Origin of the sequence: Corynebacterium accolens (assembly GCF_023520795.1) — a bacterium.
Lineage (GTDB): Bacteria > Actinomycetota > Actinomycetes > Mycobacteriales > Mycobacteriaceae > Corynebacterium > Corynebacterium accolens.
In genome coordinates this window covers 1,427,543-1,447,942 of record NZ_CP046605.1, presented here as the reverse complement: position 1 = coordinate 1,447,942, position 20,400 = coordinate 1,427,543, and the positions used below count along the sequence as shown (strand labels likewise).

At 59.6% G+C, this 20,400-nt stretch carries 18 protein-coding genes; 17 read left to right on the top strand and 1 reads right to left on the bottom strand.

The window, feature by feature from the left end; genetic code table 11:
- Nucleotides 1–58: 58 nt before the first annotated feature.
- The 6 genes from thrS (at nt 59) to CACC_RS06885 (ending at nt 5,832) form a co-directional block, all read left to right on the top strand.
- Nucleotides 59–2,122, top strand: a complete 2,064-nt coding sequence (gene thrS, locus CACC_RS06910; RefSeq protein WP_005278975.1) for a threonine--tRNA ligase — start codon at nt 59–61, stop codon at nt 2,120–2,122.
- Nucleotides 2,109–2,678 (top strand): HIT family protein, encoded by a 570-nt coding sequence (locus CACC_RS06905; protein ID WP_005278977.1) that lies wholly within the window; start codon nt 2,109–2,111, stop codon nt 2,676–2,678. The genes thrS and CACC_RS06905 overlap by 14 nt, the downstream gene beginning before the upstream one ends.
- Nucleotides 2,671–3,279, top strand: a complete 609-nt coding sequence (gene pgsA / locus CACC_RS06900; RefSeq protein WP_005278979.1) for a phosphatidylinositol phosphate synthase — start codon at nt 2,671–2,673, stop codon at nt 3,277–3,279. The genes CACC_RS06905 and pgsA overlap by 8 nt, the downstream gene beginning before the upstream one ends.
- A gap of 86 nt (nt 3,280–3,365) precedes the next feature.
- Nucleotides 3,366–4,268, top strand: a complete 903-nt coding sequence (locus tag CACC_RS06895) for a phosphatidylinositol mannoside acyltransferase (protein ID WP_035108453.1) — start codon at nt 3,366–3,368, stop codon at nt 4,266–4,268.
- Nucleotides 4,268–5,371: a glycosyltransferase family 4 protein gene (locus CACC_RS06890; RefSeq protein ID WP_005278983.1), complete on the top strand. Its 1,104-nt coding sequence runs from the start codon at nt 4,268–4,270 to the stop codon at nt 5,369–5,371. Before CACC_RS06895 ends, CACC_RS06890 begins: the two co-directional genes overlap by 1 nt.
- Complete coding sequence (locus tag CACC_RS06885; RefSeq protein WP_034658282.1) at nt 5,371–5,832, top strand: hypothetical protein; 462 nt, start codon at nt 5,371–5,373, stop codon at nt 5,830–5,832. Before CACC_RS06890 ends, CACC_RS06885 begins: the two co-directional genes overlap by 1 nt.
- Before the next feature lie 4 nt (nt 5,833–5,836).
- Here the strand turns inward: CACC_RS06885 and CACC_RS06880 are convergent, their stop codons facing one another.
- Nucleotides 5,837–7,228, bottom strand: coding sequence for a DUF2029 domain-containing protein (locus CACC_RS06880; protein ID WP_005278987.1), 1,392 nt, complete (start codon nt 7,226–7,228; stop codon nt 5,837–5,839).
- A 142-nt stretch (nt 7,229–7,370) separates the two neighbouring features.
- Here CACC_RS06880 and CACC_RS06875 point away from each other — a divergent pair, with 142 nt between their 5' ends.
- The 11 genes from CACC_RS06875 to CACC_RS06825 all read left to right on the top strand — a co-directional run bounded on the left by CACC_RS06875 (nt 7,371) and on the right by CACC_RS06825 (nt 20,236).
- The gene (locus CACC_RS06875) at nt 7,371–8,249 is read left to right on the top strand and encodes an acyl-CoA thioesterase (protein ID WP_005278989.1); all 879 of its coding nucleotides are present in this window, start codon (nt 7,371–7,373) and stop codon (nt 8,247–8,249) included.
- A 92-nt stretch (nt 8,250–8,341) separates the two neighbouring features.
- Nucleotides 8,342–9,097 (top strand): YebC/PmpR family DNA-binding transcriptional regulator, encoded by a 756-nt coding sequence (locus CACC_RS06870; protein ID WP_005278990.1) that lies wholly within the window; start codon nt 8,342–8,344, stop codon nt 9,095–9,097.
- Between the two features lie 188 nt (nt 9,098–9,285).
- The gene (gene ruvC / locus CACC_RS06865; RefSeq protein WP_005283305.1) at nt 9,286–9,858 is read left to right on the top strand and encodes a crossover junction endodeoxyribonuclease RuvC; all 573 of its coding nucleotides are present in this window, start codon (nt 9,286–9,288) and stop codon (nt 9,856–9,858) included.
- Nucleotides 9,859–9,939: 81 nt separating this feature from the next.
- Nucleotides 9,940–10,548 (top strand): Holliday junction branch migration protein RuvA, encoded by a 609-nt coding sequence (gene ruvA, locus CACC_RS06860; RefSeq protein WP_005278993.1) that lies wholly within the window; start codon nt 9,940–9,942, stop codon nt 10,546–10,548.
- A gap of 36 nt (nt 10,549–10,584) precedes the next feature.
- The gene (gene ruvB, locus CACC_RS06855; RefSeq protein ID WP_005278995.1) at nt 10,585–11,664 is read left to right on the top strand and encodes a Holliday junction branch migration DNA helicase RuvB; all 1,080 of its coding nucleotides are present in this window, start codon (nt 10,585–10,587) and stop codon (nt 11,662–11,664) included.
- Between the two features lie 89 nt (nt 11,665–11,753).
- Nucleotides 11,754–12,104 carry a preprotein translocase subunit YajC gene (gene yajC / locus CACC_RS06850; RefSeq protein ID WP_005278996.1) on the top strand — a complete coding sequence of 117 codons (351 nt, stop codon included), beginning with the start codon at nt 11,754–11,756 and terminating at the stop codon, nt 12,102–12,104.
- Between the two features lie 281 nt (nt 12,105–12,385).
- The gene (secD, locus tag CACC_RS06845; protein WP_005278998.1) at nt 12,386–14,269 is read left to right on the top strand and encodes a protein translocase subunit SecD; all 1,884 of its coding nucleotides are present in this window, start codon (nt 12,386–12,388) and stop codon (nt 14,267–14,269) included.
- A 2-nt stretch (nt 14,270–14,271) separates the two neighbouring features.
- Nucleotides 14,272–15,444, top strand: a complete 1,173-nt coding sequence (gene secF, locus CACC_RS06840) for a protein translocase subunit SecF (RefSeq protein WP_005278999.1) — start codon at nt 14,272–14,274, stop codon at nt 15,442–15,444.
- A gap of 64 nt (nt 15,445–15,508) precedes the next feature.
- Entirely contained in the window at nt 15,509–17,260 is a 1,752-nt protein-coding gene (locus CACC_RS06835) for an ABC transporter substrate-binding protein (RefSeq protein ID WP_005279000.1), read from the top strand.
- A gap of 50 nt (nt 17,261–17,310) precedes the next feature.
- Entirely contained in the window at nt 17,311–17,856 is a 546-nt protein-coding gene (locus CACC_RS06830) for an adenine phosphoribosyltransferase (protein ID WP_023017406.1), read from the top strand.
- A gap of 85 nt (nt 17,857–17,941) precedes the next feature.
- Nucleotides 17,942–20,236 (top strand): RelA/SpoT family protein, encoded by a 2,295-nt coding sequence (locus tag CACC_RS06825; RefSeq protein WP_005279002.1) that lies wholly within the window; start codon nt 17,942–17,944, stop codon nt 20,234–20,236.
- The last annotated feature ends 164 nt before the right edge of the window (nt 20,237–20,400 follow it).

Sequence of the window (20,400 nt, the reverse complement as noted above, 5' to 3'; positions counted from 1 at the left end):
AACTAGTGGATGCGGCCAGGTATGCCGTATCTGCGCGAGCGCAAAAAGGAGCGCGAATATGGCGGAACTTATTCCCGCAGCACCGGTAAATTACGAATCCTTCACCGTGCCGGCCGGGCAAGCGGTTGGTGCGGCCCTCCGCGAGCTGAACCTTCCCAATAAGGGCCCAGAGGCGGTCGTGGTAGTCCGCGGCGTGGACGGTACCCTGTATGACCTTTCGCACACCCCGGATGAGGAATCGACATTTGTCCCGGTAGCCGCCTGTGAGGAAGATGGACGCGCCGTCATTCGCCACTCCTGCGCCCACGTCATGGCCCAGGCCGTACAGGCCGAGTTCCCCGGCACCAAGCTGGGTATTGGCCCGTCCATTGAAAACGGCTTCTATTTCGATTTCCAGACCGCTGAGCCCTTCACCCCGGAGGATCTCAAGAACCTGGAAAAGCGGATGAAGAAGATCATCAAGGGAGGCCAGCGCTTCGAGCGCCACACCTACGCGTCCACGGCTGAGGCAGAGCAGGCCTTGCAGGATGAGCCCTTCAAGTTGGAGCTTATCCAGGACAAGGGCAACGTGGACCCGGATTCCGATGAGGCCGCTGAGGTGGGTGCCGGCGATCTGACGCACTATGACAACGTGAACCCGCGCACCAACGAGGTGGAATGGTTTGACCTGTGCCGCGGCCCGCACGTTCCCACCACGAAATACATTCCGGCCTTTGCCCTGACTCGGTCGTCCGCCGCCTACTGGCGCGGCGACCAGGCCAATGCTGGCCTGCAGCGCATCTACGGCACCGCCTTTGAGTCCAAGGACGCACTGGCTGCCTACCAGACCATGGTGGAAGAGGCAGAAAAGCGCGATCACCGCCGCTTGGGCCAAGAACTGGATCTCTTCTCCTTCCCGGATGAGATCGGTTCTGGTTTCCCCGTATTCCACCCCAATGGCGCGACCGTGCGCATGGAGATGGAAAACCACTCCCGCAACCGCCACGTGCAGGCGGGATACTCCTTTGTCAATACCCCGCACATCACCAAGGGCGACCTCTTCCGTAAATCCGGCCACCTTGATTTCTACTCAGATGGCATGTTCCCGCCGATGCAGCTCGATGGCGAGTATGACGCCGAGGGAAATACCGTCAAGGAGCCGCAGGACTACTACGCCAAGCCGATGAACTGCCCGATGCACAACCTGATCTTTGCATCCCGCGGCCGTTCCTACCGTGAGTTGCCGCTGCGCCTTTTCGAATTCGGTACGGTCTACCGCTACGAAAAGTCCGGCGTGGTGCATGGCTTGACGCGTGCGCGCGGTTTTACCCAGGACGATGCCCACATTTACTGCACCGAAGAGCAGCTGGAAGAAGAACTCACCCAGGTTCTAGACTTCATCATCTCGCTGCTTGAGGATTACGGTCTCTCCGATTTCTACTTGGAGCTTTCCACCAAGGATCCCAATAAGTTCGTCGGCTCCGATGAGATTTGGGAGCGCTCGACCGCCATCTTGCAGTCCGTGGCAGAAAAATCCGGGCTCGAGCTCGTTCCTGACCCTGAGGGCGCGGCGTTCTATGGCCCGAAGATCTCCGTGCAAGCCCGCGATGCCATTGGCCGCACTTGGCAGATGTCCACGGTTCAGCTGGACTTCAACCTGCCGGAGCGCTTCGAGCTGGAATACACCGCATCCGATGGCACGAAGAAGCGCCCGATCATGATTCACCGGGCCCTCTTCGGTTCTATCGAGCGCTTCTTCGGCGTGCTTCTTGAGCACTACGCGGGCGCATTCCCAGCCTGGTTGGCACCCCACCAGGTCATGGGCATCCCAGTCGCGGATGACTTCGTGCCGCATCTGGAGGGCGTCGCCGCAAAGCTGCGCCGCAAGGGCATTCGCGCGGATGTAGATACCTCCGATGACCGTATGCAGAAGAAGATCCGCAATCACACGACGGGCAAAGTGCCCTTCATGCTGGTCGCCGGCGCCCGCGACGTGGAAGCCGGTGCGGTCTCCTTCCGTTTCCTGGATGGCACGCAGGTCAACGGCGTGCCGGTCGATGAAGCCGTTGAGCTCATCTCCACGTGGGTAGCAGAGCGCACCAACGAGCAGCCGACAGAAGAGCTCATTCGTGCCCGGCGCTAATTCGCAGAAGGGGCAAAGCGAGGAGACATTCGTCGATATCGGTGCCGGTGAGCCGGACCGGTTGGAGCGACTGTGGGCGCCGTACCGGATGGCCTATATCGCGCAGCGGTCCGAGGATCCCTTCGTGGAAGCCCCGAAGGGCAGCGATGAGGACGGGCTCATTATCGCCCGCGGTAAGACGGTCTATGCGCTGCTCAACCTGTTTCCCTATAATGCCGGCCACCTCATGGTGGTGCCGTACCGCAAGGAATCCGAGCTGGAAAACCTCACCGAGGAAGAATCCCACGAGCTTATGGCCTTTGCCCAAAAGGCGGTGCGGGTACTCAAGCGTGTGTCACGCCCAGAGGCCATTAACGTGGGCTTTAATCTGGGGCGCGCGTCCGGCGGCTCGGTGGGAGACCACCTGCATTTGCATGTGGTGCCAAGGTGGCCCGGGGATAGTAACTTTATGACTGTCCTCGATGGGACTAAGGTATTACCGCAACTACTGCAAGACACCCGCCGTGTCTTGGCAGAGGGTTGGCGTGACATGGAAGAGGAGGACTCGCGTGCTTAGCGTGCATGGGCGAAAGCCCGCCGCCGTGGTGGTGGAACCTATAGCCAAGACCTTTTTAAAGTTGGGATTGACTCCCAACGTGGTCACGGTCGTAGGCACTATTGTGACCATCGCCATTTCGGTGATCCTCATTCCTACCGGCCACCTGTTTATCGCCGCCGTATTATCCGGCCTCTTTGCCGCCTTTGACATGCTCGATGGCACCATGGCGCGCCTGACCGGTAAATCGAGCGCTTTCGGTGCCACGCTGGATGCCAGTTGCGACCGCATTACCGATGGCGCGTTATTCTGCGCCATCGCCTGGTGGCTGGTGTATACCGCAGACGCGTCCAAATGGACCGTGGCGGCCTGCCTCATTACGTTGGTCTGCTCCCAGGTCATTTCCTATATCAAGGCTAGGGGAGAGGCCTCCGGTTTCACCATGGTGGGCGGCCTGATTGAACGCCCCGAGCGCCTCATCCTGGCGCTGGGCGGAATCGGCCTTGAGGGCCTGGGCGTAGAGTACGCCGCGGCGGTATCGCTGTGGATCTTGGCGGTAGGCTCAATCTTTACCGTGTACCAGCGCATTGCCATTGCAGCGCGCCAAGATGCCGGAGTATAACTTAAGCGACCTTGGGCGCAGCGGGGGACTATCGTTCCGGCTAGTTCATGGATTGCGCACACACTTTTCTGGAGGATCCGGCCACCATGTGGGATAAAGAAGACGTAGCAGCCGCTGGGTATTTGGCGGGCTGGAAGGTAGTCCGCCGCTTGCCCGAGCCGGTAGCGCGCACCATCTTCCGGTGGGTCGCGGATTTCGCGAGCGATAACGGGCGCGGCATGGATGGCCTGCGGCGAAATCTTACCCGCGTGGTAGGGGCAGAAAACGTCACGCGCGAATTGGTGCGCGATTCCATGCGCTCGTATATGCGCTATTGGATGGAGGCGTTTCGCCTTCCCGCGATTCATGCGGATCCCCAGCTGCACGAGCGCCTCATGAGCAGCCTGGAGGGCCTCGAGCACTTTGATGCCTCCGCGCAGTCGGGCCGCGGCGTCATCTTGGCGCTGCCACACTCCGGCAACTGGGATATGGCCGGGGTCTTCCTGGTGGGCCATTACGGGCAATTTACCACCGTGGCAGAGCGGTTAAGGCCGGAGGTGCTTTTTGATGCCTTCGTAGATTACCGCGAGGAATTAGGCTTTGAAGTCCTGCCGCTTACCGGTGGGCCGGCTACGCCCTTTGCGCGGCTGAAGGAGGCCCTTGAGGAGGGTGGAGTGGTCTGCCTATTGGCAGAGCGCGATATCACCCGCAGCGGCGTCACGGTAGATTTTATGGGCGAGGAAGCCAATATGGCGGCAGGTCCTGCGCAGCTGGCCATCGAAACCGGTGCGGCACTCCACGTGGTGCACTCCTGGTTTGAAGGCGATGGCTGGGGATTATCGGTGTCGCCAGAAGTAGAGGTCACCGATGTGCAGGAGACCACCCAGCGCATGGCGGATGGGTTTGCGGCCAATATCCGGCGCCACCCCGCAGACTGGCACATGCTGCAGCCGCAATGGAATGAGGATGTGGAGCGGCGCCGGCAAGCGCGAAAGGAACGTTCCCGTTAATGCGCATCGGTATCATTTGCCCGTATTCTTTTGACGAACCCGGTGGCGTGCAGGCCCATATCCTTGACCTGGCCACCGTTTTTATAGAACAAGGCCACTTTGTCCAGGTCCTTGGGCCTGCCGCGGAGTCCACGCCGCTGCCGGATTTCGTGGTCAAGGGCGGCCCGGCTTTCCCGATTGCGTATAACGGCTCGGTGGCGCGCTTGTCTGTGGGGCCAAAGGTAACCCGCAAGGTCAAGCGCTTCATTCACGCCGGCGATTTTGACGTTTTGCATATCCACGAGCCCAATTCCCCGAGCTTTTCCATGACCGCCTTGGCTGTGGCGCACGGCCCCATGGTGGCGACGTACCACGCCTCGGCGGCCAATTCCCTCATCCTCACCTTGGCAAAGCCGCTGCTTATGCCCTTTTTGGAAAAGATTCGCGGCGGCATTGCGGTATCGGACATGGCGCGGCGTTGGCAGGTGGAGCAATTGGGCGGCGATCCCGTCCTGATCCCCAACGGCGTCGATACCTCCGTCTATGCGCTTGCGCGCAAGAAAAGCCAGCCCGCGCTTGCCGATGCCCCACTCGAGGTCGTCTTCCTCGGCCGCCTCGACGAGCCGCGCAAGGGCCTGGACATTCTGTTAGCCGCGTTGCGTCAGGTCAACAAGAATATCCGCGTTACCATTATGGGCGGCGGCCGCGCCCGCGAGGTTGAGGGCGTGGACTTCGTGGGACGCGTTAGCGATGCAGAAAAGGCACAGATTTTAGGCCGGGCCGATGTTTACGTGGCGCCGAATACGGGCGGGGAGAGCTTTGGCATCGTGTTGGTAGAGGCCATGGCCGCCGGTGCGGCCGTCGTGGCTTCCGATTTGGAGGCCTTTCGGGCGGTGTGTAACGCGGAATCGGATGAGCCTGCGGGCGCACTATTCCGCACCGGCGATGCCACCGATTTGGCGCGCGTGCTGAACCAGGTCTTGGACGATGGCGAGTACCGGCGGCAGTTGGTGCGCAATGGCGTGCAACGCGCCCAGATGTATGACTGGGACCATGTTGCCGCGGCGGTCATGCAGGTTTATGAAACGGTGCAAGATGGCACGAAGGTAAGGGTGAAGCGATGATGGGGATTGAGATAACCATTGCGCTCGTCATCCTCATACTTTTAGGATCGTGGGCCATTTTTACCGCGCAGCGGCTAAACTTCCTGCACATTCGCACCGATGCCGCACTGGCGCAGCTGCAGGCGGCACTAGACCGGCGCGCGGCGGTAACGGCGGCGGTCTCCCCGGATCTTGCCGCCTTGGCGCAAAAGGCCGAATCCACGGAGCTTTCGCATGGGCATTTTCAAGCCCGCACCATGGTAGAACGCGAGCTTTCGGCCGCCATTGTGCGCGATTTTCCGGTAGGCCAGCGCCCGGCCGCCTTGGCGGATGCAGAAGGCCGCATCCAATTGGCGCATCGCTTTTATAACGAGGCAGTCAGCGATACGCGCGCGCTGCGCCTGCGCCCAGCGGTGCGCTTTTTCCACCTCGGCGGAACCGCTAAATTACCCGAGTACTTCGACTACATGCTGGCAGATTGAAAATCTAGCCGCGCGGCACCTGCGTGGTGACATCGGTGCTCGCGTCATTTTCGGCAGCGGTGTCCGAGCCTGGCACGTTGATTCGCCCAGTATTACCCGTATTAGGAGTGGGCTCCTTCTCTGCGCCGGCGTCCGGTGCTTGCTCCGGACCGCTTGCTGCCAGGATGGCCTTTTCTATGCGGCGCGACAGGCTTATCTCAAGGATGAACCAAATGAGCGCGATGAGGACCATGACGAGGATGAGCACGTTGCGGGCCACGAGTACGTAGACCGGAGTAAGGTCTGCGCCCACGTACTTCCACAGGTAGTCATAGTGGAACGGGTAGGCGTAGGTGCCGAGTGCCGCGGCGGCAACCGCGCAGACAGCGAGGAGGCCCTGGCAGATCTTGATGGGGACGAACCCGGCGGGGAGCTGTTGGCGTACGACCACCGCGAATAGCGGGCCGAGCCAGATGATGTACTGGGGCGAAAATACCTTATTGGTGGCAATGAGCAGCAGCACCATAAGGGTGAAGAAGGCGACGGTGGTGCGCGAGGTCCACCCTCCGGCGAAGAAACGGTATAGAGCCCAGCCCAAGGCGAATACCAGCATCCCGGCTGTAGCGACGGTGCTCCACATGATGGCGGTATCCACGCCCGGGCCGGAAATCTCGAAGCTCTTGGACGGTGCATAACCTAAATGCCATTTACCTGGGTTGAGGTGCGCCTGCAAGAGCAAGTATGTCGCCGGAATGGATTCGAGTTGGAGCCCGCGCACCCCCTGATAATCCAGCGGGGAAAGGAGCCGGTCCATGCCGGAGGTGACAACCGTTAGCGCTGATAGGGCTGCGACGGAGCCGAAAAAGGACACCAGGCGGAGCCAGGAATTAGCGCTATTAAACCGCCCCACCAGCCCGGCGGCGAGGACGCCTGGCCAGAGCTTCATGGTGGTGGCGAAGCCCAAAAGGGCGGCACCGGTCTTGGGATGAAAAATAAGGAGCGCGGCGGCACCGGCGACGGCGACCGCGGGGAAGATATCGAGGCGCCATACAAAGACGTGACCTGCGGACGTGCCGAAGAAGACCCAGAACCAGCCTGCGAGGAAAACGCGCTTATTGCGCTGGTGGTGGCGCAGCAGGAGGGCGAGGAAGGTGGCATCGACAAGCAGCGTCATGATGGTAAAGCCGATGTAAAACACGCCGCGGTCCCCGCCGGTAAACCAACTTAAGATGATGGTGGGCCACGTTCCCGCATGGGGGTATTCGGTCATCAGCGTGGGATCGTCGCCATAAAGCCCAGCGAAATAATAGGCAACATCGCCGCGTGCACTGTGGTCGAGCTTCAAGAAATAGACCAATACCAAGCGGGCGAGAACCCAGCCTACCCATACTGCAGGAACTGACGCGATTCTTTTCACCCAAAAGATTCTAGGAAAAAATTTGGGCAGTGGGTAGTTCGAATCAGGTTGCTAGCCACTGGGGTTCGACCGGCTAGGGAGTAGGGTGGCAAGGCAGATAAGAAGTTACGTGATATAGCGCATAGTAGGCGCGCAAGGAAGGATGACTGTGGGCACCATTTCTGAGGTTTTGGCGTTAGAAGGCACCCAAGAATCGGATGTCTTTTCTGGCCCGGCGATCCCCTCGCAGATCGAGCGCACCTTTGGCGGGCAGGTGGCAGCGCAGGCGCTGGCCGCAGCGCAAAGGACTGTAGATAATAAGCAGGTGCATTCCCTCCACGGCTATTTCGTTGGACCCGGTGATACGAAAAAGCCGCTGGAGCTGCGGGTGGAAAGGCTGCGCGATGGCCGTTCCTTTGCCAGCCGGCAGGTTCGGGTCATCCAAGATGGCCGCCTCGTCTTTATCATGCTGGCTAGTTTCCATCGCGATGGTGATACAGGGCCCGAACATCAGGATGTAGCACCGCAGGTATTAAGCCCCGATGAAGCCGCGCGCCGCGGTGGCGGGGCGCCCTATTCCACCCGAATCATCTTGAAGGAGTGGACCGATTGGGATATCCGTTTGGTCCCCGATGAAGGCCGCGATGATGCCGCCGCGGAGGTAACCGGTGCCGGATATCGCCATATTTGGTTCCGCAATACCGGAGAGCTTGGAAGCGACCCCGACTTTCACCGCGCCGCCCTAACGTATATGTCCGATATGACCCTTATCCGGTCGGCGCTTATTCCGCACCAGGGGGAGAAGATCCAATTGGCCAGTCTTGACCATGCGGTGTGGTTTCTCCGCTCCTTCCGCGTGGATGAGTGGTTGCTTTATGAGCAGGTATCGCCCACAGCGGCGCAAGGCACGGCCATCGCGCGCGGCAAATTATTCACTGAACAAGGCGAACTCGTTGCGTTGGTCAACCAGGAGGGCTTGACGCGGTTCCTCGATGAGAACTTGGGCAGCGGTTCTGCCCACGGCAATTGGCATAACGTCTAGAAACGCCTGCGTATCCTGGGGGCGCTTTTCCCAGTTCGTGCAGGGCACGTATAATTGTCAACAGATTTAGAACCCAATTAGAAAGGGACTTAATGTCAGGCCACTCAAAATGGGCAACTACCAAGCACAAGAAGGCTGCCAATGACGCCAAGCGCGGCAAGGAATTTGCCAAGCTCATTAAGAACATTGAAGTGGCGGCGCGAACCGGCGGTGGTGATCCTGCGGCCAACCCAACGCTCGATGACATGATTAAGAAGGCCAAGAAGGCCTCCGTCCCCAATGACAACATCGAACGCGCCCGCAAGCGCGGTTCTGGTGAAGAAGCCGGTGGTGCAGACTGGGAGACCATCATGTACGAGGGCTATGGCCCCAACGGTGTCGCAATGCTGATTGAATGCTTGACCGATAACCGTAACCGCGCTGCTACCGATGTCCGCACCGCGATGAGCAAGAATGGCGGCAACTTGGGCGAATCCGGCTCGGTTGCGTATATGTTCTCCCGCACCGGTTATGTCTTGGTGGAAAAGGGCGAGCTGAGCGAGGACGACGTCTTGATGGCGGTCCTCGATGCCGGCGCCGAAGAGGTTAAAGACCAGGGCGAGAAATTCGAGATCGTCTGCGCTCCCACGGATGTGCAGGCCGTCAAGGAGGCTCTCAAGGAAGCTGATATCGAGGTCGATGACTCCGATAACGATTTCCGCGCCTCCGTCGAGGTACCTCTTGACGCCAATGACGCGAAGAAGATCTTCCGCCTCATCGATGTTTTGGAAGACTCCGACGATGTCCAGAACGTATATACCAATATGGACCTATCCGATGAGGTTTTAGCGGAGCTCAACGCAGAGTAGGGATACTGCTCTTATTAGGCACTAGCTCGGTGGCGGCTCTTCGCGGATGCGGAGATGTCGGCGCCGGGCTTTTTATTGTGCTCTATTAGGGTCCTAAGTTCTCGCCGTGTTGTAGAACATGTGTGTGTAAGACATAATAGGGAAGCAAGATTGGTAACGACGAGGCCGCGGAACGGGAGTGGGCGGGTGTGAATATCGAAGGCATGCGCGTGATGGGCATCGATCCCGGGCTCACCCGCTGTGGCCTGTCCGTAGTTCAAGCAGGGCGCGGGCGCGCGATCCTTCCCGTCTCCGTGGGAGTGGTGCGGACTCCCAGCGATAAGGATCTGACCGAACGGCTTTTGCGGCTATCCGTGGCGGCCAAGGAATGGATGGACGATTATTCGCCGGATGTGGTGGCCATAGAGCGCGTCTTCGAACGCGGCCAGGTCTCAACCGTCATGCAGACCGCGCACGTCGTAGGGGTTCTGGTACTCGCGGCCGCCGAGCGGGATATTCCGGTGTACATGTACACCCCGTCAGAGGTAAAAAAGGCCATTTCTGGCAATGGGCGCGCGGATAAGAAGCAAATGACGACCATGATCACCCGTATCCTGGGGCTTACGGAGCCGCCCAAGCCGGCGGATGCGGCGGATGCATTGGCGTTGGCCGTCTGCCACTGCTGGCGGGCGCCAGCGATCGTGAGAATGGATAGTACCGGTTTAGGGCTCGGTGCAAAGACCAGCGGCGTCCGCGGGCGGGGGAAGGGTGTTCAGCCTTAGCTCGCCACACCCCACAGGTTAAGTTTGTTCATTATTTAGTTCATGTTGAAAGCGCACACAGGTAGGAAGGCACGGTAGAAAATGATTGCGGCATTGCGGGGAGAAGTCCTCCACATTGGTTTAGACCACGGCGTTATTGAATGCGGCGGGGTGGGCTATAAGTTCTTAGCCACCGCAAAGACGTTGGGAACCTTGCGCCGCGGAGAAACCGCTTTTGTGCTCACGACCTTGGTAGTCAAGGAAGACGCATTGACCTTATACGGTTTTACCAGCGATGATGACCGCGAAATGTTTCAAGTGCTGCAATCCGTGTCTGGCTTGGGGCCCAAACTCGCCTTGGCCGCGTTATCCGTCATGGGGGCAGAAGAGCTGGCCGCAGCGATTGGCGGGGAGGATGTGAAGGCGCTGCAGTCTATTCCGGGCGTCGGCAAGCGCATGGCCCAACGCCTTACCCTGGAGCTCAAGGATAAGGTAAAGCGCTTTGCTGGAACTCCCGTGCCCGATGCTGCGCCGGAGGCAACAGGTGCCGGTGGCCCAGTTGTCGATAGTGTCACTGAAGCCCTCTTGGGCCTAGGATTTACTGAGAAGGCGGCTCGCCCCGTGGTGGAGGCGGCATACGCCGAAGCCCCTGCGGCGGATACCTCAACCTTGCTGCGTGCGGCCCTGGCCCAGTTGGGTAAGCAGGGCTAAAAGAATACGACGTCAAGAAGACACAAAGGCTACAGCATGTCCGATATTGAGCGCACCGAGTTCAACCTCCCAGAGGGGATGAGTAAGGCGCACGAATCCCAGCACAATAGTGATGTGGAAGCCACCGCTCACGCCGAAGAACACGATATCGAGCGCTCCCTGCGCCCGAAATCTCTGACGGAATTTATTGGGCAGCCTAAGGTGAGGGAGCAGCTCTCCCTCGTGCTTACCGGCGCGAAAAACCGCGGGGTCACCCCGGACCACGTCCTGTTATCGGGGCCGCCCGGCCTGGGTAAGACCACGATGGCGATGATCATTTCGCAGGAACTCGGCACCTCGTTGCGCATGACCTCTGGGCCGGCGCTGGAGAGGGCGGGCGACCTGGCGGCGATGCTCTCGAACCTCATGGAAGGCGACGTGCTTTTTATCGATGAGATCCACCGCATTGCTCGGCCCGCCGAAGAGATGCTTTATATGGCCATGGAGGATTTCCGCATTGATGTGATTGTGGGCAAGGGGCCGGGTGCTACCTCGATTCCCTTGGAGATTCCGCCGTTTACGCTGGTCGGGGCGACAACGCGAGCAGGAATGCTCACCGGTCCGCTGCGGGATCGCTTCGGTTTTACCGCCCAGATGGAGTACTACAGCACCGAGGATCTCACCCGCGTGATCAAGCGTGCGGCGCATATCTTGGACGTTGCCATCGATGACGATGCCGCCGTGGAAATCGGCTCCCGCTCGCGCGGCACCCCGCGCATTGCCAACCGCCTGCTGCGCCGCGTGCGCGATTATGCAGAGGTCAACGGCACCGGACGCATCGATCTGTCCGCAGCACAAGGGGCGCTGGAGGTATTCGACGTCGATGAAATGGGCCTAGACCGACTAGACCGCGCCGTCCTCAATGCCCTGATTAACGGCCACGGCGGCGGGCCGGTGGGTGTGAATACCTTGGCCATCGCCGTGGGCGAGGAACCCTCCACCGTGGAGGAGGTATGTGAGCCGTACTTGGTTCGCGCCGGCATGATTTCGCGCACTGGGCGGGGCAGGGTCGCCACCGCCGCCGCCTGGCAACACCTCGGCCTGACGCCTCCCGATGGCGCGATTGGGCTGTTTTAGGCAAGCGTGGGCACCGCGCTAGCGCGGCCGCAGAGGTGGAACCGACTCATGGTTTTTGTGAACGAAACGGTCTGGCATACTGGAAAGTTATGGAAATCATCTTTCTCATCATCATTGTCATTTTGTTCATCATTCCTTCCTTTATGGCGATGCGTAAGCAACGCCAGCGCCAGAACGATATGCAATCGCTGCAAAACTCCCTGCAGAATGGGGATCGCATCGTCACTGCCGGCGGTGTCCACGGCGTGGTGCGCGGAACCACGGATACCAGCGTGGACCTCGAGGTTTCCCCGGGCGTTACCCTCACCTTTGACAAGATGGCGGTGGTGCGCACCGAAAGCGAGGCCCAGAAGCTTGACCGCGGTGGCGCAGACAACGCTGAAAACAATAATGATGATGGATTCAACGGCGGGGAAGGCGAGCAGCCCTCTAGCCGTTAAGTCCTTGTTACCGCCCGCGCCCTCTGTGGAGGAAGACGCGGGCGCACCCCCTGTGCACACGTGGGGGAGTTCTCTGGGGATGCCATGGGCTTATGAGAAACGTAGAACCTGACACATTTTCGCTAAATCGCGGACCCCGTTAAGGAAAATGTTGTTCCATGACGTACGATTGTGCGTTGTTAACGTGCCCGCGCCGAATCGGGCGGGCCGTATTTATTGTTTAATCACCCTGGTTTGCAGTGCACAGGAGAATATCGTTGTCCGCATCATCTCGAGGCGCTATGAAAAATAGCAACCGCCAATGGCCCAAGCGTGCCCTCGCGCTCTTTGGGCTCATCGTGGTTGTTATCTATGCGCTGGTCTTTTTTACCGGAAACCGCCAAGCCACCCCGAAGCTAGGCATTGACCTGCAGGGCGGCACTCGCGTTACCTTGGCACCACAAGGTGAAGACCCCACCCAGGATCAGCTACGGCAGGCGCGCAATATTTTGGAACAGCGCGTTAACGGCATGGGTGTTTCAGGTTCCGAGGTTGTCATTAACGGCAATACCCTCGTCATCACCGTGCCGGGCGAGGATGCGTCCCAAGCCCAGGCGGTGGGACAGACCTCCCAGCTGTACTTCCGCCCAGTGGCACAACCCTCCGCGCCGGATCTGGAAAAGCTCGACAAAGAGCTGGAAGATATGGCTAACCGGTGGGTCAAATACGGTGTCCTAGATAAGGATGAGGCCAATAAGAAGCTGGAAGACGTCACCAATGCCGTTGCCCAGCAAGAGGCGCAGGCGGAAGGCAAGGAACCGAAGGACGTCAAGGCGCCGAAGGTCTCCGCCAAGCCCTTGGACGAGCCTTCCAACTCCATTGAGCAGACCGAGCGCCGCGACGAAGTCACTGAGATGTTGTTGGAGGACCGCCAATCGGACGATCCAACGACGCAAGCAGCGGCTTCTTCGCTCTTGACCTGCCAAGGCTCCGCCGACCCACTGGCTGGTGCGGACGATCCGTCCAAGCCTTTCGTGACCTGTGATTACGACAGCGGCACCCCTTATGTCTTGGAGCCAGCGCCGTTGCTCAACGGCGTTGAGGATGAAGACGGTACCCGTTTGACGGGTAATGAGATTGATACCAATTCCCCGATTAATGGCGGCCTGAACCCGCAGTCCGGCCAGATGGAGATTAGCTTCTCCTTCAAGACCGGCAATGGCCCGAACGGTTCCCAGACCTGGGCTGACCTCACGCGGGAGCATCTGAACGACCAGATTGCCATCACCCTTGACTCGGCCGTCATTTCGGCGCCGGTTATCCAGGGCGCTACCCCGTACGGCTCTGCCACCTCCATTAACGGTGACTTTAGCCAGGAAGAAGCCAATAACCTGGCCAATAACCTGCGTTATGGTGCACTGCCGCTGTCCTTTGCCGGCGAAAACGGCGAGCCCGGCGGCACGGTAGAGTCCATTCCGCCGACACTGGGTAAGGCAGCGCTCGAGGCCGGCCTGTGGGCAGGCTTGGCAGGTTTGATTTTGGTCATCCTGTACTCGCTGTACTACTTCCGCGCGCTCAGCGGTGTGTCCGTCATCTTCTTGCTTGGCTCCGGCCTGCTGACCTATGGCGCCATTGTCCTGCTGGGGCGTTGGATCGGGTACTCGCTCGACCTGTCCGGTATCGCCGGTCTAGTCATCGGTGTCGGTGCGACCGCGGACTCGTTCGTGGTCTACTACGAACGCATCAAGGATGAGCTCCTAGAGGGTAGAACCTTCAGGTCAGCAACGCAGAAGGCGTGGGAGCGTTCGCGTAGCACCATCGTGACCGGTAACGCGGTGACGTTGATTGGTTCTGTCATTGTCTACTTCCTGGCCATCGGTGAGGTAAAGGGCTTCGCGTTCACCTTGGGCTTGACCACGATCTTCGACCTCGTCGTGTCCTTCCTGGTCATGGCGCCGTTGATGCAGATCATCGGCCGCCGCCCAGCGGCAGCCAAGCCATCGATGAATGGCTTGGGCGGAATTTACGCGCTGATTGAAGAGCGACGCGAACGCGGCTACTACGCGGAGTCCCGCGGCGTTGCTACCGCATCGCAGGCGCGCGCCACTGACAATTCGGCATCCGCTAGCGCCGATTCGTCTGAGAGCTCAGCGCCCTCAGCAGCTGCGGAAGATGAGGAGAAATAATCATGGCCGTATCTACTAAACACAAGATTTCGCGTTTGGATCGTCTCTATGAAGACGAGCGTGGCTATGACTTCATTGGCCACACCAAACGGTGGTACGCGATTACCGCCGCGCTCCTCGTCGGCGCCATCGCCGCCATCTTGATTCGCGGGTTCACCCTCTCCCTCGACTTTGAGGGAGGTACCACCTTGTCCATGCCCGCTGGGGACTTGAAAGAGGACGAGGTAGCTACCGTCTTTGAGGACTCCACCGGCGTTGAACCCGAGCAGGTGCGCATCGTCGGCGCCGGCGATTCTGAGACGCTCGAAATCACCTCTGAGCGCTTGAGCCAAGAAGAGGTAGACAGCGCCCGCTCCGCAATCTACGAGGAATTCCAGCCGAAGGACGAAAACGGGGAGGCCACCCCGGACGCCATTGGTTCCTCCACCGTGTCCGAGTCCTGGGGTTCTTCCATTACCCAGCGCATGATTCTGGCCATGGTCGTATTCCTTGTTGCAGCGACCATCTATGTGGCGGTGCGCTTGCAAAAGATCATGGCGTTTGCTGCCATCTCGGCGCTTATTATCGATGGCATCGTCATCGCCGGCATCTACGCCCTCTTTGGGTTTGAAGTTTCTCCCGCCGTCATCATCGGTTTGCTCACCGTCTTGACCTTCTCCATCTATGACTCCGTCATCGTCTTTGACAAGGTCAATGAGAATACTGCGGGTTTGGAAGGCCAACGTTCAAAGACCTATGGGGAGCTTGCCAATCTGGCGATTAACCAGACGGTCATGCGCTCTATTTCTACGTCCATCATTTCCGCGCTGCCGATTATCGCGTTGTTCGTCATCGCCGTGTGGCTGATGGGCATCGGCACGCTGCGCGATCTGGCGCTGATCCAGCTCATCGGCGTTATCGAGGGCATTTTCTCTTCGATCTTCTTGGCCACCCCGTTGGTGGTGACGTTTGCTAACTGGACCAAGCGCGTCAAGCAGCACACCCAGCGCGTCATGGATTACCGCGCGGGTAAGTCTGAGGATGGTGAACCGGTGCAAGAGGGTTCTGCGAAGCGCAAGGTTGTAACGCCTTCTGATGCGGGCGCCAAGACGCACAAGGAAGTGGCAGAAGAGCAATCCGATCACGGCAGTAGCGCCTCCGGTCATACCGGTGCTACCTGGCGCCCAGGCCGCTAATCGCCCTGAAGCACGGCATAATCAGGCAGAGTAAAGCTCGGTCTTTGAAGGAGAAAAGGGGGTTGTGCGTACCGTGGAACGCAGACTAGGCACCACACGGTGGTGGGGTAGCCGTCCCAAAATTACGGCTATTGCGGCGGGGTTTTCCGCCCTCGCGCTGGTAGCGGCCTCGTGCAGCAGCGAGGAATCCGATAGCGGTGACCAGGCAGCGCCCAGCGATCCGGAGTCCTATAACTACACCGGTTATATGGTCAACTCCCAGCTGGCAACGACGAATGCCGGTACCGCCTTCGGCAGCACCACCTCCGCGGCGCAGCTTTCGACGCGCCTTTATCCCGGCCTTTTCGTGCCAGGTCCCTCCGGACAGCTCATTCCCAACGCGGATTTGGTCGAGACCGAAAAGCTTCCGCCCGCAGCAGATAGCGACCAGGAAAGCGTGCGTTTGACGCTTGCCGATGACGCCACATTCTCCGACGGCGCCCCCGTCACCTGCGATGATTACCTGCTTGCCTATACGGCCGGTACGCACCCGGTGGAATTTGCCTCGCATATGCCGTTGATGAATGACATCGCGGACATCGAGTGCGCACCGCACAGCAAGGCCTTTACTCTGACCTTCTATAAAGACCAGGGCCACCGCTGGCGCCAGATGTTTGGCCCTGGCACGGTCATGCCTGCGCACGCGCTTGCACAGAAGACGGACATGAGCATGGAGGATCTCAACGCGGCCCTGCACGCAGAAGACATGGCGGTGCTGCAGCCAGTGGCTGAGTTGTGGCGCTATGGGTTTTCCATTGCCAAGGATGATTTTGATCCCGAGCTGCAAGTGTCTTACGGCCCCTTCACGGCAGAAAAGGTCGGCGATTCTGGCGAGGTTTTCTTAAAGGCCAATGAGCAGTATCGCGGCGATAAGCCTGCCTTGGACCGGCTCGTCGTGTGGCCGAGTAGCACCGACGCGCAGGAGCTTGCGGATAAGGGCGTACTCAAGGTGGCAGACTCCGCCACCGCGGCGCCCGGCTGGCTTTCCGGGAACGCGGGTGAGGACGCAGAATCCGCGGAAGGCAAAGAACCAGACCACGACTCCGCTGGGGAGGACTCCGCGGGCGCAGGCAATGACGAGTTTGAGACGACCACCAAGGTGGGCCTGCAAACCGATACGCTGACCCTGTCACAGGCCGGGATTTTCGCAGAGCCCTCTGCCAGGAAGGCATTTGCTGCCTGCGTGGACCAAGCCTCGATGGCGCACAAGAGCTCCGAAATATCTGGCGTCGACGTCCCGCCGGCGTATGTCCGCACCGTGTCCGTACAGGATCCGGTGGCCCAAACGCTCGGCTCGGTGGCGAAGGACCACGAAGGAACGGACATGGCTGCGGCCGGCCAGTTGAACGGCACCACCATCAAGGTGGGCTACGTTGGCCCGGATAAGCGCTACCAGGCGATGATCGAGGCGCTGCGCGCCTCGTGCGAACCGGCGGGCATTACCATTGAGGATGCTGCGGACGAACAGTTATCGCAGTTCTATCTCAATCCCAATCCGGAAACGGGTGAGCCCACCATTGATGCCTTCTTGGGCCCGGTCGACCCGCTGACCGAGTACTCCGCGGCAGATTCCAGCATTAAAAACTCCGTGCAGCTCAAGGAGCAGGAAGAGCAGCTGTGGGACAGCGTTCCCTCCATTCCTATTGCCGCGCAGCCGCGCGTGTTCATCGTTCACCGCGACGTGGAGGGTGTCCTGCCGTACACTGGCATCTCGGGCATCGGCTGGAACATGGACCGTTGGCACGTGCCGGCACAAGAACCTGTGGAAAAGGCCTAGGCCTTTTTCCTCTCAAAATATTTCTCGCTATTTATTTCTCAAGGAAGATGATGAGTTCCCAGTACGAATCAGCAGCACAAGCTTTGCACGACAAGGTGCGCCTCGTTCAGGATTTTCCAGAGGAAGGAATCCTCTTTGAAGATCTCACCCCGGTATTGGCCGATCCTGAGGCATTTCAGGCCGTCGTTGATGGCCTAGCGGCCGCCTGCGAGGAGCTGGGCGCGGATCTTATCGGCGGCCTGGATGCCCGCGGATTCCTGCTGGGCTCCGCCGTGGCATACAAGTTGGGCTTGGGCATTTTGGCCATTCGTAAAAAGGGCAAGCTTCCGCCGCCGGTATATACCGAAGAATACGAGCTGGAGTACGGCTCGGCCGCGTTGGAGATTCCCGCCAGCGGCGTTGATGTGAAGGGCAAGCGCGTGGTGCTTGTCGATGACGTCCTGGCTACCGGTGGCACCCTCCACGGCGCCAAGCTGCTGCTTGAGTCCGCCGGCGCCGAGGTTGCGGGCAACGTCGTGGTGTTAGAGGTAAAGGGCCTGAACGGCCGAGAGCGCTTATCGGGCCCGCCGCTCATTGTGCTGGATGACGCTGACTAAGATGGTGTGTCTAAGCTAGATCACACGATCTAGAAAGGCGCCGCAGCCAGCACTATAGGCTGCGGCATTGTGAAGGGCGGTAGAGATGGCCACTGATAAGTCAGCAAAACGCCAGGCTAATAACGGGATGCGGAGCATGTCTGCCCGCCTTGCCCGGTCACTGACCGGCGGGCGGGTCAAAATTAACCCCGTGCTCGATCCCCTCATGTCCATTCACCGGAAATTCCACCCCAAAGCGGATGCGGAATTACTCAACGCTGCCTATAACACCGCAGAAAAGCTGCATGAGGGAGTATTCCGTAAGTCGGGCGAGCCGTATATTACCCACCCGCTAGCCGTGGCTACGATCGCCGCGGAAATCGGCATGGATACCACCACCATCGTTGCAGCACTCTTGCACGATACGGTGGAGGATACCGATTACACGCTGGAGGATCTGACCCGCGACTTCGGGCCCGAAGTGGCCCGGCTTGTTGATGGCGTGACCAAGCTGGACAAGGTGGCCCTGGGGGCTGCGGCGGAAGCCGAGACCATCCGGAAGATGATCGTCGCCATGGCCAACGATCCGCGCGTGCTGGTCATCAAGGTCAGCGACCGTCTGCACAATATGCGCACCATGCGCTTTTTGCCGCCGGAAAAGCAAGCAAAGAAGGCGCGCCAAACACTAGAGGTCATCGCCCCCTTGGCCCACCGGTTGGGCATGGCCAGCGTGAAATGGGAGTTAGAGGATCTGTCTTTTGCCATCCTCTATCCCAAAAAGTACGACGAAATCGTGCGCATGGTGGCAGAGCGCGCGCCCTCGCGCGATCGCGCCTTGAAGGAAATCATCAACCAAGTAGGTGCCGCCTTAAAGGAAAACGGCATCGAGGCTGAGGTGATGGGCCGGCCGAAGCACTACTGGTCCATCTATCAAAAGATGGTCGTGCGCGGCCGCGAGTTCGCGGAGATCTTTGACCTTGTGGGCATCCGCGTACTGGTGGATGACATCAATAGCTGTTACGCCGCCATTGGCGTCGTGCACTCCATTTACCAGGCCTTGCCTGGGCGTTTTAAGGATTATATTTCCTCCCCGCGCTTCGGCGTCTACCAGTCTCTGCACACCACGGTGCTAGCAGACGGCGGAGCAACACTGGAGGTACAGGTCCGCACGCACGAGATGCACTACAACGCCGAATTCGGCGTCGCCGCGCACTGGCGCTATAAGGAAACGAAGGGCAAGAATTCTGGGCACCAAGAAGAGGTGGACCAGATGGCTTGGATGCGTCAGCTGCTGGATTGGCAGAAGGAAGCGGCAGACCCCAATGAGTTCCTCGATTCATTGCGCTATGACCTGACGGCGCGCCAGATCTTCGCCTTTACCCCAAAGGGCGATGTGGTGGATTTGCCGGCGGGTTCCACCCCGGTGGATTTTGCCTACGCCGTGCATACGGAGGTTGGCCACCGCTGCATTGGCGCCAAGGTTAACGGCAAATTGGTGGCGCTAGAATCGCCGCTGAAATCCGGCGACAAGGTAGAAATCTTTACTTCCAAGGATCCCAACGCCGGCCCATCGCGCGATTGGCAGGAATTCTTGGTCTCGCCGCGGGCCAAGGCGAAGGTGCGCCAGTGGTTTGCCAAGGAAAGGCGCGAGGAGCACCTCGAAGCCGGGCGCGATGCCTTGGCCTCTGAGGTGCAGCGCGGCGGCTTGCCGATGCACCGCCTGTTTACCGCCAGCTCCATGAAGCAGGTCGCAGAACAGCTGCACTATTCCGATGTCGATGCCCTGTACACGGCCATCGGCGCAGGCCACGTCTCCGCACAGCACGTGGCCAACCAATTGGTGGCCATGTTCGGCGACCGCGATGATGCCGTAGATGCCCTTGCTTCCCGCACCCCACTCTCGGAGCTCGAGCAGTCCCGCGCGCAGCATACTAAGGACTCCGCCTCCGGCACCGGCATCTTGGTGGAGGGAAGCCCCGATGTCATGGCTAAGCTTGCGAAGTGCTGCCAGCCGGTGCCTGGGGACGCCATTTTTGGCTTTGTCACCCGTGGCGGGGGAGTATCCGTACACCGCGCGGACTGCGCCAACGCGGAAAAGCTCAAATCTGAGCCGGAGCGCATGCTGAAGGTGGAGTGGTCCTCTGGCACCTCTTCTACCGGCGCCTTTTCCGCCACGCTGCAGCTTGAGGCGTTGGACCGCCAGGGCCTGCTGTCTGAGCTAACGCGGGTATTAAGCGATCAGAACATCAATGTGTTGACTATGAATTCGAACCGCGGCGAGGACCAAATTGCCACGATGCGTTTTACCTTCTCCGTATCGGATACCAAACAGCTGGGGTCCTTGATGACGACGTTGCGTAATACCGAGGGCGTCTTTGACGTCTACCGCGTGACTGCCTAACCGCCTTCCCGCGCGGCTACCTCCCTGTGCGGTTGCTTGATAGAGCAACGCGCGGGCTACGCGCACGTGACGATTGCGTGAACTCTTGGCGGAGGAAAGGTAAAAGCCCAGTTCACGGGCTTTATGCTTCCTGCGAATTCGTTAAGAAAGCGGTATATATTGTC

Bases quoted from the DNA above. Each gene is read 5' to 3' on its own strand.
- thrS (WP_005278975.1), top strand. From the start codon at position 59: ATGGCGGAACTTATTCCCGCAGCACCGGTAAATTACGAATCCTTCACC.
- CACC_RS06895 (WP_035108453.1), top strand. From the start codon at position 3,366: ATGTGGGATAAAGAAGACGTAGCAGCCGCTGGGTATTTGGCGGGCTGG.
- CACC_RS06890 (WP_005278983.1), top strand. From the start codon at position 4,268: ATGCGCATCGGTATCATTTGCCCGTATTCTTTTGACGAACCCGGTGGC.
- CACC_RS06885 (WP_034658282.1), top strand. From the start codon at position 5,371: ATGGGGATTGAGATAACCATTGCGCTCGTCATCCTCATACTTTTAGGA.
- CACC_RS06875 (WP_005278989.1), top strand. From the start codon at position 7,371: ATGACTGTGGGCACCATTTCTGAGGTTTTGGCGTTAGAAGGCACCCAA.
- CACC_RS06870 (WP_005278990.1), top strand. From the start codon at position 8,342: ATGTCAGGCCACTCAAAATGGGCAACTACCAAGCACAAGAAGGCTGCC.
- ruvA (WP_005278993.1), top strand. From the start codon at position 9,940: ATGATTGCGGCATTGCGGGGAGAAGTCCTCCACATTGGTTTAGACCAC.
- ruvB (WP_005278995.1), top strand. From the start codon at position 10,585: ATGTCCGATATTGAGCGCACCGAGTTCAACCTCCCAGAGGGGATGAGT.
- yajC (WP_005278996.1), top strand. From the start codon at position 11,754: ATGGAAATCATCTTTCTCATCATCATTGTCATTTTGTTCATCATTCCT.
- secD (WP_005278998.1), top strand. From the start codon at position 12,386: ATGAAAAATAGCAACCGCCAATGGCCCAAGCGTGCCCTCGCGCTCTTT.
- secF (WP_005278999.1), top strand. From the start codon at position 14,272: ATGGCCGTATCTACTAAACACAAGATTTCGCGTTTGGATCGTCTCTAT.
- CACC_RS06830 (WP_023017406.1), top strand. From the start codon at position 17,311: ATGAGTTCCCAGTACGAATCAGCAGCACAAGCTTTGCACGACAAGGTG.
- CACC_RS06825 (WP_005279002.1), top strand. From the start codon at position 17,942: ATGGCCACTGATAAGTCAGCAAAACGCCAGGCTAATAACGGGATGCGG.